This window comes from Microvirga subterranea, from assembly GCF_003350535.1.
Lineage (GTDB): Bacteria > Pseudomonadota > Alphaproteobacteria > Rhizobiales > Beijerinckiaceae > Microvirga > Microvirga subterranea.
Genome location: NZ_QQBB01000025.1, coordinates 1 through 13,372, shown reverse-complemented (window position 1 = coordinate 13,372; position 13,372 = coordinate 1). Strand labels below are relative to the sequence as shown.

Sequence of the window (13,372 nt, the reverse complement as noted above, 5' to 3'; positions counted from 1 at the left end):
ATCTTTCCGGCCCTGGCCTTCGGCGCGATCTATATCGGCATGTTCGCCCGTCCGTTTGGGCCAATTCCGGCACTCTACGGAACCTTCGCGCTGCTCGTCCTGATCTGCTCGGTCAAGACGCTGCCCTTCACGTCGCGCACCGGTATCGCGGCGCTCCTACAGATCGACAAATCGCTCGAGGAGGCGGCTCGTGTCCAAGGCATCGGCTGGTTCCGCCGCATGATGCGGATCATCGTGCCCATCGCTGCCGGTGGACTTCTCTCCGGCATGCTGCTCAGCTTCATCAGCATCATGCGTGAGCTGTCGCTGATCATCCTGCTCGTCACGCCGTCCACCAACGTGCTCGCCGGCGTCATCTACAACTACCAGAACCAGGACATGCCCCAACTCGTCGGCGTCGCAACCGTGTTGCTCGTCGCCATCGTGATCGTGGTCAACCTGGTCGTCCGCGCCTTGTCGAAAAAAGCGCGCATCGGAGCGGCCTGACAGCCTGGCCGGACCGACGCGAAGAGAAAAGAACGGAGGAAGCCCACCATGACACCGACATTCCGCACCGCCAAAGCCCTGCTCGCGGCCGGAGCCCTGACCGTTGCCCTGGCGGTGCCCGCCCTGGCGCAGCAGGCGGATCCCAAATGGGATGCCTGGCTGCAGAAGAGCCAGCTCGGGCCCTACCAGAAGAACGAGAACTGGGACGAGGTGGTCGCCAACGCCAAGAAGGAGGGCGAAGTCGTCGTCTACTCGTCGTCCGGTACGATGCTGAAGGTGGCCGAGGACTTCGCGAAGTTCTACCCGGAGATCAAGGTCAAAGCCTACGATCTCGGGTCCGAGAAGACCATCGAGAAGGTCGTGCGCGAGCATCAGGCCGGCGTCTATGCGGCGGACGTCGTCTATTCGGGCGGCACCGAGCAGATGGTGTTCGACCTCCTGCCTAACCACCGCATCGTCAATTACGTGCCGTCCTACCTGACGGACAAGATCCCCGCCGAGCACCGCGAGCCTCTGCTGACGCACGTGATCGAGGCCTACGGCATCTTCTACAATTCGGAAACCTATCCGCAGCCGCCGATCAAGAGCATCTGGGAGCTCACCGAGCCGCAATGGAAGGGCCGCTTCTCCATGAAGTCGCCGGCGGGCTCTCTCACCACACTCATGACGCTCGCAGCCATCGTCGAGCATTCCGATGAGATGCAGAAGGCCTATGAGGAGCATTACGGCAAGAAGCTCGAGCTCTCGTCCGGCATCGAGAATGCCGGCTATGAGTTCCTGCACCGGCTGATCGGCAACGACATCGTCATTTCCGACAACAGCTCGAAGATCGCGACCGCCGTCGGCCTGCGCGGGCAGGCCAAGCCGCCGATGGCCTTCTCGGTCATCCACTACCTGACCAAGAACCAGAGCGACAATTACGCGAACGCGATTCCCTACGACCTGAAGCCCGCGGCGCTGTTCTCCTATCCGACTTATGTGGCCGTGGCTGGGCAGGCGCCGCATCCGAACGCTGCGAAGCTCTTCGTGGCCTTCCTGATGGGCAGCAAGGAGCTCAATGCCAATTCGGAGCTCAAGCCTCCGTTCAGGTCCGGGAAATCGCTGGAACTCCTGCAGGGCATGGCCGCCTTCTATCAGGTCGGCACCTTCTCGCCGCGCACGGACGTTCCGCCGCCGCCCCATAGCGAGATGTGGCCTAAGGCCCGCAAGCTCACGGCGTCGCCTGAATTCGTGAAGGACAACATCGCGAAGATCAGCGATTTCTGGATGGCCGAGACGAGCCGATAACGTAGGCCGAATGGCTTCCTAGCGAGAGAGCGCCCATGTCTGAAATCGTCCTCAGCAACATCACCAAGTCGTACGGAAGCCATCTGGCCATTCCAGGCCTCGATCTCGACATCCCGAAGGGCAGCTTCGTGACTCTGCTCGGGCCGTCGGGCTGCGGCAAAACCACGACCTTGCGCGTCATCGCCGGCCTCGAGCAGGCGACGACCGGCGAGGTCGTGCTTGGCGGCAGGACAGTCTACTCCAGCCGAACCGGCGTCTTTGTGCCGCCCGAGCGGCGCGGGCTCGGCTTCATCTTCCAGAGCTACGCCCTGTGGCCCAACATGAAAGTCGACCGGAACATCACCCTGGCGCTCTCGGAGGCGAAGCAACCGGCGCACGTGATCAAGGAGCGCCTCTCCGTGGCCCTCGCAAAGGTCCAGCTCACCGGGCTCGAAGACCGCTATCCGTCCGAGCTGTCGGGCGGGCAGCAGCAGCGTGTGGCCGTGGCCCGCCTGATTGCGGCGCGCAACGCGATCCTCCTCATGGACGAGCCACTGTCGAACCTCGATGCCAAGCTCAGGACCGAGATGCGCACCGAGCTCAAGCGCCTGCACCGCGAGCTTCAGGCGACGACCGTCTACGTCACGCACGATCAGGTCGAGGCGCTGACCATGTCGGACATCATCGTGGTGATGAAGGACGGCGTCATCCAGCAGCAGGGCACGCCCTACGAGATCTACCACGATCCGGCGAACCTCTTCGTCGCGGAGTTCATCGGCGATCCGAGGATCAATCTCCTCGACGGAACCTTGAGCACGGCCGGGGGCGAGCGGTTCGTGCGCTTCGAGGAGACCGACACTCCCGTCCCGGCCGGCCTGCAGAGCACCGACGGACCTGTGACCTTCGCGATCCGTCCGGAGAACATCGCTATCGTCGAGCGGCCGGGCCCAGCGAGCCTTGCAGCGGAGGTCGACATCGTCCAGCCCACCGGCTCGCAGACGATCATCTCGCTCTCGGTCAAGGGGCACCGGATCACGGCGCTTATCCCGCGCTTCGAGACCACTCTCGCGAAGAAGAACGTCTGGATCGATTTTCCGGCCGACCGGCTCACCTTCTTCGACAAGCGGAGCGGCACCCGCATCCCGTCCGCAAAGCCGGCCCTGGGGGCGTCCCATGCGGCCTGACGGCCGGCTCGCAACACGACGGTGCGGCGCCTTTCAGCCGAAGCTCCGCTCCGGGCCTGAATTTTTCTGAAGACTGAGGAATACGACATTCCATGACGAATCCCTTCAAGTTCAGCCGTCCGCCGATGAGCCTGATCGTGGATGACCTGCCGCCCTTCGGGATCAAGCTCTTCGTGGGCGGCGCCGCGGCCGCGGCCGACAAGGCGCTCCTCGAGCGCAACGACGTGGCCATTGTGGTCAATTGCGCCGTCAACTTGGACATCGATTATCTGGCGGGCGCGGAAACGTCCGAGACCGCCTCGCCGCACGGGCCGATCCGCAACTACAAGCTCGGTCTCATCGACGACGCGGGCAATCCGGACACAATGCTTCTCGCCGGGTATTACCTCCTGGACGGTGCCCTGCATCAGCAATTGCCGGATCGGAGCACCTATCCGCATCGCCGTCGGGGCAACGTGCTGCTGCATTGCCGCGGCGGGCGCAGCCGTTCGGTCATCTTGGCGGCGCTCTACATTCACATCCAGATGCCGGACCGCTTCCCCACGCTCGACGCGGCGATCGCGCATCTTCGGGCCGCCCGCGAACTTCATCCCAGCGAGTGGATGGAGACGCCCAAGCCGATGCTCACCGAGGCCGCCCGTCACGCGGCATCGTGGATCCACCGGATCGAGCAGGAGAAGCATCCGGCACCGAAGCTCGCGGCCTCACATTCATAAAGCAGGATCTTCACCATGTTGGCGAACACTACGGCCAAGGCTGTCGAACCGGTCATCCCGGCCCTTCCGGAAAGCGCGAGCCTGAGACTGCCCGTGGCCTGTGCGGCCGCGCGCGAGGCAGGCTTCCTGGCGCGCCGGCGCTTTAATGGGCGCCCGGGCCTTTCCAACATCAACCTCAAGGGCCACCAGGACTATCTCTCGGCAGTCGATGCCGAGGTGGAAGGCCTGCTGCGCGCCAGGCTGCTGGAGAGCTTTCCCGAGGATTCGTTCTTCGGCGAGGAGGGTGGCGGCTCCTTCGACAACAATGTCTGGGTCGTCGACCCCATCGACGGCACGGCCAATTTCGTGCGCGGCATCCCGCAATTCTGCATCTCGCTCGCCTATGTGCGCAACGGGCGGACGCAGATCGGCGTCATCTACGATCCGATGGCCGACGAGCTGTTCGTCGCGGAGCGGGGCAGGGGGGCGATGCTCAACGGCGAGCCCATCCGGGTCAGCGGGCTGGAGGAGATCGGCTCCTCGACCATCGAGGCGGGATGGTCGAACCGGCTGCCCTTCAGCCGCTACGTGGATCTGATCGGCCGCCTGCTCGACGACGGAGCGGGCATTCGCCGCGGCGGATCGGGAGCGCTGGCCCTGGCCTATGTGTCGGCTGGGCGGCTGGACGGCTATTGCGAACTGCACATGAACTCCTGGGACGCGCTGGCCGGCCTGCTGCTCATCGAGGAGGCCGGAGGTTGGGTGAACGATTTCCTCGCCAAAGACGGTCTGCGCCGGGGCAACGAGGTGCTCGGCTGCACGCCGGGCCTGCGGGAGCGCCTTGTCCGCCTGGCCGGCGTTGCCTGACGGGCGCGCATCCGGGCCGGAGCCAAAAAGCGCACCGGTCGACGCAACAGAACGCCACCTGTAAACCTTCAGGAAAGAGCATGCCCGAGACAGTAATAACCAAGTCCTTATTGTCCTTGCACAGGTGTGCACGTCATGCTCTAATTTCTTCTCTCACGGTTCAGGCAGGCGTTTTGTTCAATCGGAGGCCACCAGGCAAATAAACGAAACCAAACATCGCCGCTGACTTGCAATGACGAAGCAAAGACCTGGGACCGGATCGCAGGAACGAGCCGGACGAACCAGGCAGCTTCCCAATCTGCAGGATTGCGCAAGTCGCGGCCACTACGGGAGGATGATGTGAGGCGTCGCATTGCCATCGAGACAGATGGCCGGATTTCGCCATCCGGCTCCGTGCTGATGCGCGGGGCCAGGCGGCACCATTCCCATGGTGTTTTCCGGGAAGGGAACGCGGCCGCAGGGGCGCCGCAGGGCTCGGGTTTCGCCCGAAACGCAGGGGTGGCCGGACATGCGGCCTCTTAGTTCGCCGACGAGAGACGTCCCGTTCGCAGGCGAGCGCGGCGCGATCGCCCCGTCGCCACCCACGACTTTCCAGCGCCTGCGCTACAGGCTCAAAATCTCTCTGAGGGAGCCGACGACCGTCATCGGTATCGTGACGGCGCTGCTGTTCGCCTATCTGATTGTCGTGCCGATCGTCTCCATGCTGACCGACGCGGTCCATGTGCAGTTCGGCGACGAGAGGCGGATCGGCAGGCCGTTCGGCGAGCTCACCCTCTATTACCTCAACAGGGCCTTCCTGGCTCCCATCTCGACCGCGCTGTTCTGGACCCCGCTACTGAATACCCTCTCGGTGGCGTTCGGCGCGATCCTCCTCTCGTTCCTGGTCGGCGCGCCGCTGGCATGGCTGGTCAGCCGGACCGACATGTTCGGACGCAAGTGGTTCGCCACGGCGCTCATCGTTCCCTATATGCTACCGGCCTGGACCTTCGCGCTGGCCTGGACGACCCTGTTCAAGAACCGCACGGTCGGTGGGCAGCCGGGGTGGATCGAGGCGCTCGGCTTCACACCGCCCGACTGGCTGGCCTATGGCCGGGTGCCGATCACCGTCGTCCTCGCGCTCCACTACACGCCGTTCATCATCCTGCTGTTCGGCACGGCCCTGCGCCGGTTCGATTCCCAGCTCGAAGATTCGGCGCGGATCCTCGGCGCGCGACAGTATCAGGTCGCGTGGCGGATCATCCTGCCGCTTATGCGCCCGGCGCTGCTCTCCGCCATGGTGCTGATCTTCGCCAAGTGCCTCGGCGAGTTCGGCGTGCCTTACGTGCTCGGCCTGCCGGTCAAGTTCGAGGTGCTCTCGACCTCGCTCTTCCGGAGCATCTCGTCCCGGCAGAGCGGCGTTGCGGCGGTGCTCGCGGGCGCCATCATGCTGATCGGCATCATCACGCTGCTGATCGACGCCAGGCTCGTTAAGGAAGCCCGCCGGTTCGTCACCGTCGGCTCGAAGGGCACGATGAACCGGCTGACGCGCCTCGGCCGGATGCGGATCCTCGCGACGCTCTTCGCCGCGACGGTCTTCATGCTGAGCGTCGGGCTGCCGCTGCTGACCCTGTTCCTCTCCACGGTCATGGAGGTGCCGGGTCGCTTCGCGCTCGACAACTTCACCCTGAACTACTGGATCGGGCGGGACCTGGACAGCGTCGCTCTCCGGACCGGGATCCTGCTGAGCCCGGATCTCTGGAGCGCGGCGTGGAACACCCTGTGGATCGTCGGCCTAGCCTCGATCACGTCCGGCCTCCTGGGGCTACTTGTGGGATACGTGACGGTGCGCACGCCGTTCCGGCCGCTCGCGACCTTCCTGCGCCAGGTCACGTTCCTTCCCTATCTGGTGCCCGGCATCGCATTCGCGACGGCCTATCTGTCACTCTTCGCCGTGCAGCGCGGTCCGGTTCCGGCTCTTTACGGGACGTCCGCGATCCTCATGCTGGCCCTCATGGCCGACCAGATGCCCTACGCGTCTCGCGCCGGCGTCTCGGCCATGATGCAGCTCGGCAAGGATCCGGAAGAGGCCGCGCAGGTTGCGGGTGCGGGATGGTTCAGGCGCATGCTGTCGATCGTCATTCCCATCCAGAAGGGATCGCTGGTCACCGGAATCCTGCTGCCCTTCATCTCGGGGATCAAGGGTCTCAGCCTGTTCGTCGTCCTCGCGGTGCCGAGCACCGACGTCCTGACGACGTTCTCCATGCGTCTCGTCGATTACCACTACACGCAGGCCGCAAACGCCGTCGTGCTGATCGTCGCGGGCATCGCCTATGCGGGCACGCTCGCGGCGCAGAAACTGACCAGGACCAACATCGCAGAAGGACTCGGTGGCTGATGCCGACAATCACCCTGCGCGATGCGCAAAAGAGCTACGGAACCAACGCGGCGAACGCCGTCTCCAACCTCGATCTCGAGATCGGAGACGGGGAGTTCATGTGCCTGCTCGGGCCCTCGGGCTGCGGGAAGACGACCACCCTACGCATGATCGCCGGGCTCGAAAACCTCTCGGACGGAGAGATTCGGATCGGCGAGCGGGTCGTCGACTCCGTTCGCCAGGGCGTCTTCGTCCCGCCCGAGAAACGGGAGATGGGGCTGGTCTTCCAGAGCTATGCGCTCTGGCCGCATCTGACCATCGAGCACAACACGGATTTCGGGCTGCGCCTGCGCAAGGTCCCGAAGGCCGAGCGGGAGGCGCAGGTCGAGCGGGTGATGCGGGCTCTCGATATCGAAAAATACCGTCATCGTTACCCCTCGCAATTGTCCGGCGGTCAGCAGCAGCGCGTGGCTCTTGCCCGCATGCTCGCGGTCAATCCCGGCATCCTGCTGCTCGACGAGCCCCTGTCGAATCTCGATGCGCGGCTGCGCCTGGAGATGCGGGCCGAGCTCAAAAGGATCCATCGCGAGTTCAACACCACGATCGTGTTCGTGACCCACGACCAGTGGGAGGCCATGACGCTCGCGACCAAGATTGCCGTGATGAACGAGGGCAGCCTGCAGCAGCTCGGCACGCCGAACGAGATCTACGACCTGCCCGCAAACCGCTTCGTGGCCGAGTTCGTCGGCAGCCCTCCGATCAACATCCTGGGCCTGAACGGCCCGGATGGCTCAGGGCTTGCCGGAGCTGCACGCCAGTATCTGGCACGCTGGCATTCGGGTCCGGAGGGCATCGGGTCGCTCGGCATCCGGCCGGAAGCGCTTCATCTGGCCCGGTCGGACGAAATCCCGGAGGGGAGCTTCAGCGGTCCCGTCGAAGTCACGGGAATCCTCCCGACCGGTGGCAGCTGGATCCTCGAACTCGCCGGGGAAGGCGATCCTCTTTTCATGACGATGCACGAGGCGCCAGAGATCGACCTCGGAACGAAGGCGCATTTCTGGGCGAAGCCCGAGGCGCTGCATGTCTTCGACACTAAAGGACAGCGCTCCACCGCATTCGACAGGAACGTCCGCCGCTCCACCCCGACGCAATAGGGGATGCGGCGTCGAACCGGCCGGCAGCGGTGAGGACGAGGGGGCACTCCGCACCGCGCCGGCCCAGCCAAGGGCGAAACGACAAAAGGGAGAGGAACGATGATGAAGGTCAATCCAGAGGCGAGGCGCCGGAGAAAAGCAGGCGCTGCGCTGTCCGCTGCCGGCTTGGCGGCTCTTCTGCTGGCTCAGGTCCCTGGCGCAGCCGCCCAGGAGGCGGATCTCGAGGCGCTCATCGCGGCGGCCAAGAAGGAGGCCCCGATCAACGTCTACGACAGCACCGGGAAAATCGTCGAGATCGCCAAGGGGTTCAGCAAGAAATACGGCCTGAAGGCCACCGGCATGAAGGTCTCGGCCAACAGCCAGCTCGAGATGATCATCCGGGAGGGGCGTGCTGGCAACGTGCAGGGCGACGTGGTGCTGATCACCGATGCGCCGGCGGCCTTCGCCCAGCTGATTCCGCAGAAATTCGTCGAGAGCTGGGTGCCGCCGGACATGACGAAGAAGATTCCGGCCCAATTCCAGAAGCCGCTCGCCATCTCGACCAACGCCAATGTCTGGGCCTACAACACCGAGGTCTACGACAAATGCCCGGTCCAGAACATGTGGGAGCTGACGGAGCCCAAATGGAAGGGCAAGGTCGCCTTCGTAGATCCGCTCACCAAGGGCAGCTACACGGACTGGTTCAACCAGATGGCCCAGCATGCGGATGCCGAGGTGGCGGCCGCCTACAAGGCGCACTTCGGCAGGGAGCTGAAGACCGGTGAGGCGAGCGCCACCGCAGCTTGGGTGAAGGCTTTCGCCGAAAATGCGCCCCTGGTCACCGATGGGGACGATCCTATCTCGGAGGCCGTCGGTGCGCCCGGGCAGAAGGCGCCATTCCTAGGCCTCGTGAGCTCGGCCAAGTTCCGGGACAATGCCGACAAGGGCTACAAGCTCGGCCTGTGCACGGACATCAAGCCCTGGGTCGGCTGGACCTACAGCAAGCTCGGCCTGATTGCGCAGAAGACCAAGAGCCCCAACACCGCGAAGCTGTTCATCCACTATCTCCTCACGCCTGAGGGCATTGGGCCCCAGATGCAAGACGGCAAGATGCCGACCAACACCGATATTAAGCTCCCGGAGGATGAGCCCTCAGGGATCGCGGATGTCGCTGACAAGCTCTTCCAGTACGATGCGTCCACAGGCCTCAGCGATTGGGATACCCGGCAGGACTGGCAGGATTTCTGGCAGGTGAACTACAAGAAGTAAGTCATTCGGCGCCGGTGGCGGCATGGCCGGTTATGGCCAGACCCTCACGGGCGCCTTCTCGTGCCGGGAACGGCACTCCTATTTCCATCATGGTGTCCGTATGACCGTCTCAAGGGAATCGTCCCGCCTCCTCGACGTTGCCCGGCGGGCCGCGCTCGAAGTCCGCGATCCACTGCGCGAGGCTTTCCGCTCCACCATCGCGGTCGACTACAAGGTCGATCTTCACGACGTGGTCACGGAGCACGACAAGCGCTCGGAGGAAACGATCACCGCGTTCATCATGCGCGAGGTCCCGGATTCCGTTCTGCTGGGCGAGGAAGGCGGCAGCGTCGGCAGTGGCTCCATCCAGTGGTATGTGGACCCGATCGACGGCACCAACAATTTCGCGCGGGGCTTCGCCTTCTGGTGCGTCTCCATCGCGGCCGTGGTCGAGGGCGAAATCATGGCCGGGGTCGTCTACGATCCGGTTGCCGACAACCTGTTCACGGCCGATCTGGACGGCGCCTATCTCAACGGCCGGCGCATCGTCTCGTCGGCGGTCCCGCAGGAGAAGCACGCGACGCTCATCACCGGATATCCCGTGTCGCGCGACTTCCGCCTCGACGGCAAGCGCCAGGCTCTCGACGATATCGGCGTCCTGATCGAGACGTTCTCGACCGTCCGACGCCCGGGCAGCGCGGCGCTCAGCATCGCCCATGTGGCGGCAGGCTGGGTGGATGCGGCGGCCGGTTTCGGCGTCAATCCCTGGGACGTCACGGCCGCGATCCTGATCCTCCGGCAGGCGCGCGGGACCTATCTCCCGTTCACGCTTGGAAAGGTCGACGAGACCGCAACGGATTATGCCTGCCCGGGCTACGTAGCCATCGGCGAGGGCGCGAACTATCCGACCCTGACTGGCATCGCCAGAAACATTTCGGAGAGGCGGCAGGCGCTGGCTGCCGCCCGCGCGCAACGGCTGCCAGAGCCTGAAGGACTTGGGGCCCGGTGAACCGCATTTCAGGCCGCAGATCGGCGATGCTGCCGAAGATCGCCATCATCGCCGATCCGCATTTCCACGACACCTCTTTCCGGTCCCCCGGCGCGCGGGAGGATTTCGCGGCGGTGCGCACCCTGGCGGACACGGTCGCGTCGACGCGCGTGTTCAACGAGAGCGGTCCTGCGCTGCGCGCCGCGCTCGACGATGTGGCGACGCGGCACATTCGGCTCGTGATCATCGTCGGCGATCTTCTGGATGACGGGCAGGCCTTCAACCGCGCGGCGGCACTCGCCCTGCTGCAGGATTACACGACGCGCTACGGCATGCGGTTCTTCTCGACGCCCGGCAACCACGACCTGTTCGCGCTGGCCGGGCGCCATATGGGCAAGCGATTCCTCACTGCGGACGGAGCACACATTCTGGTCACGAGCGACAGGGATGTGTCGCGCGGATGCTCCGCGGGTCGCATCGTGACGGAGGCAGCCTACTGCAGCGGATATGCGGTTGCGCTCCCGGACATGGCGGAGCTCGGATATTTCAGGCGCGACGTGGACCTCCTGTGGGAGAGCCCCTTCGGCGGATCCGATGCGCTCGAAGACCGGACCTACGAGGTCCATTCCGACGACGGGCTGACGAAGGCGCGGATGATCGACGCATCCTATCTCGTCGAGCCTGTTGAGGGATTATGGATCCTGTCGCTCGATGCGAACGTGTACCAGCCGAGGAGCGGCGGGGAAGAGGGGTTCGTCGACCGGAGCGAGGCCGGCTGGAATGCGGTGCTGACCGACAAGCCGTTCCTCCTGTCCTGGGCAAGCGACGTCGCGCGCCGCGCCGCGGCTCTCGACAAGCGTCTCTTGGTCTTCTCGCATTATCCCGCTATCGGTCCCCTGAACACCACGCTCGACGATGAGGTTCGGCTGTTCGGGCGCACGACATTCGCCCGGAGAATGCCGGATCCGGCAGTGGCCGAGGCCTTTGCAGAGGCCGGAATCCGGGTGCATTTCAGTGGTCACTGGCATGTCAACGAGACGGCACTTCTGCGCCGGGGCGGAGACTTCCTGGTCAATGTCGCGGTGCCGTCGCTAACCGCCTTTCCGGCCGCCTACAAAACCGCGACGTTTGAGGAGAAAAGCATCTCGGTCGAGACGATTCCTTTGCACGACGTGCCGGGTTTCGACGCGGCCTTTCCGGCCTATGGAGTCGAGGCGCGGCGCAGGGGTGCGGATTACGGCGGGATCCTTAGGACGCGCAGCTATCCCGAGTTCCTGAGCCATCATCTCGCGCAGCTGGTCCGCCAGCGCTATATGCCGCGGGAATGGCCAGAGGATTTCGCCGAGGCGGCGATGCGCCTCACTGTCGGAGATCTCTTCCGGCTCGCCGGAGCGGATGCGGGAACGGGCACGAATTCCCGCGCCCTGCCGGAAAGTGTTCTTTCGCTTCCGTTCATCGAGATGGTTGCCGATTGGTACCGCCTCCGAAAGGGGCGGCAACTGGCGCTCGACGGGATCTCGGACGAAAGGCTCGCAGACTACCGGACCCTGACAGCGCGCTACGCGGCCGGCTCATGGGAGCCCACGTCCATCCAGTTCCGGCTTGCCGGCTTCCTGCGAATGCTTGGCCAATATTTAGCAAGCCCGCCCTCGCGGGAATTCACGGTCGATCTTGCGACCGGCGAGATCGGGGACGGCGCGTCAGCCTATTTTGGCCGGACCGATTTGCGCCAGACCGGGAGAGGCTGAAAGCGGGTCGGCTCGCCGCCCTTGCGGATAGCTAGCGGCTCGTCGATATGACGGACGATATAGTCGGCGATCTGGTCAATCGGCTGCCGGAACGTCGTGAGATTGTAGGATGACCATCCGGACTGCTCCACGTCGTCGAAGCCAATGACGCAGATGTCATCCGGAATGGACATTCCAAATTCGTGCCGGGCCACGTCCATGAAACCGAAGGCCAAGAGGTCAGTGACGCAGAAGGCCGCATCCGGGGCGTCGGAGCGGCTGAGCAGGATTCGGGCGGCCTCGACACCGGACGCATATGCGGTCGGGCCGTATCGCGCCACGACGACCTCGATGCCGGCTTCCGCGGCAGCGAGCTGGAAGTTCGTCGCCCGGCCGACAATGCTGGGCGTTCCCACATCCGAGGAGACGACCGCGATCCGCCGGCAGCCAGCTCGCCGCAGCATGTGGAACGCCTCCCACGCAGCGGTCGCGCTGTCGACCACGACGTTCTCGGGCCCGTCCCGATGGTCGTCGCGATTGATCAGGATGACGTGCTGGCCGTTGTTGATGCAGGTGTCGATGAGGGAGGCGCTCGGCGCTCCGGAGAAGACCACGGTGGCATCGGCCCGATAGTTGAGGGACTTGCGCAGCGCGCCCGCGACGCTTTCGCTCTCGCCGGACGTGTTGATCACCATGGCGACCTTGTCGATCTCCTGCAGGCGCCGGGTCATGGTCTCAAGCATCCGGGACTGGAACGGCGTGTTGAGATCAGCTGCGATGAGACAGACGATGTCGCTACGCTCGTGGATGAGCCCGCGGGCGAGATGGTTGACATGATAGCCGAGTGTCTCCGCTGCCTGCATGACCTTCTTGCGCGTCGCCTCCGAAACGCTCGCCCCGGCCGTGAAGGTGCGCGATACCGCCGAGCGCGAGACACCCGCGAGTTCCGCGACGCGCTGGGCGCTCACGAAAGTTCTGTTTGGTTTGATGTCCGGCACTGCCACACCTGCCGTGAAGGTTGCAACTTGGGCTCCGGCTACATTGCACGGTCGTGCATAAATATGGGGAGCTCTCTTTGCAATCTAAATTGCTCTGGACGATTAGCTAGTCTTAATCGCGGTCCTGATAGGATGATGTCAAATTTGCCCAGCATAACCTGGGGCATTTAAGGCCTGTTAGCTGTCTGGATGCGAAACCTCCTTGGCAAGAGCGACAACCTGGAGGGCTTAAGGCAAGGCGTGCGGATCAGGCGGTTTGCAGCGCTGGTTGGGGTCGGAACAAAAACTGCCTCCAACGATGGGGTGGATGGCTCCCGCTCCGGGCCCGTAGGTGGTCCTGACCCGTCAAACTGGTCCATTCGGAGGACAACTTTTCCGGGCATTTTGATCCTTGAGGAGGGTCAGTGCCATGAAGAGGTCACGGTAT

11 protein-coding genes are annotated in these 13,372 nt (G+C 64.2%); 10 read left to right on the top strand and 1 reads right to left on the bottom strand.

The features are described from left to right. The 10 genes from DES45_RS24475 to DES45_RS24430 all read left to right on the top strand — a co-directional run. Positions 1-486: ABC transporter permease subunit (locus DES45_RS24475; RefSeq protein WP_114773535.1), on the top strand; the 486-nt coding region annotated here is incomplete at its 5' end. Positions 487-534: 48 nt separating this feature from the next. Further along, positions 535-1,773, top strand: coding sequence for an ABC transporter substrate-binding protein (locus tag DES45_RS24470; protein ID WP_114773534.1), 1,239 nt, complete (start codon positions 535-537; stop codon positions 1,771-1,773). 35 nt (positions 1,774-1,808) lie between these two features. Next, positions 1,809-2,936, top strand: coding sequence for an ABC transporter ATP-binding protein (locus DES45_RS24465; RefSeq protein ID WP_114773533.1), 1,128 nt, complete (start codon positions 1,809-1,811; stop codon positions 2,934-2,936). Positions 2,937-3,028: 92 nt separating this feature from the next. Beyond that, the gene (locus DES45_RS24460) at positions 3,029-3,652 is read left to right on the top strand and encodes a protein-tyrosine phosphatase family protein (RefSeq protein WP_114773532.1); all 624 of its coding nucleotides are present in this window, start codon (positions 3,029-3,031) and stop codon (positions 3,650-3,652) included. A gap of 15 nt (positions 3,653-3,667) precedes the next feature. Beyond that, a complete protein-coding gene (locus DES45_RS24455; protein WP_245571885.1) occupies positions 3,668-4,498 on the top strand; it encodes an inositol monophosphatase family protein in 831 nt (276 codons plus the stop codon). Positions 4,499-5,006: 508 nt separating this feature from the next. Beyond that, entirely contained in the window at positions 5,007-6,872 is a 1,866-nt protein-coding gene (locus DES45_RS24450) for an ABC transporter permease (RefSeq protein ID WP_170151632.1), read from the top strand. Continuing rightward, positions 6,872-8,005 carry an ABC transporter ATP-binding protein gene (locus tag DES45_RS24445; protein WP_114773531.1) on the top strand — a complete coding sequence of 378 codons (1,134 nt, stop codon included), beginning with the start codon at positions 6,872-6,874 and terminating at the stop codon, positions 8,003-8,005. Before DES45_RS24450 ends, DES45_RS24445 begins: the two co-directional genes overlap by 1 nt. A 99-nt stretch (positions 8,006-8,104) precedes the next feature. After that, on the top strand, positions 8,105-9,253 hold the full coding sequence (locus DES45_RS24440) for an ABC transporter substrate-binding protein (RefSeq protein ID WP_114773530.1): 1,149 nt from the start codon (positions 8,105-8,107) through the stop codon (positions 9,251-9,253). Positions 9,254-9,353: 100 nt separating this feature from the next. Further along, positions 9,354-10,241 (top strand): inositol monophosphatase family protein, encoded by an 888-nt coding sequence (locus DES45_RS24435; protein ID WP_114773529.1) that lies wholly within the window; start codon positions 9,354-9,356, stop codon positions 10,239-10,241. A 26-nt stretch (positions 10,242-10,267) separates the two neighbouring features. Beyond that, on the top strand, positions 10,268-11,968 hold the full coding sequence (locus DES45_RS24430) for a metallophosphoesterase family protein (protein ID WP_114773528.1): 1,701 nt from the start codon (positions 10,268-10,270) through the stop codon (positions 11,966-11,968). Here DES45_RS24430 and DES45_RS24425 read toward each other — a convergent pair. Next, entirely contained in the window at positions 11,926-12,915 is a 990-nt protein-coding gene (locus tag DES45_RS24425) for a LacI family DNA-binding transcriptional regulator (RefSeq protein ID WP_245571884.1), read from the bottom strand. The two genes, DES45_RS24430 and DES45_RS24425, sit on opposite strands and share 43 nt — an antisense overlap. Positions 12,916-13,372 lie beyond the last annotated feature (457 nt).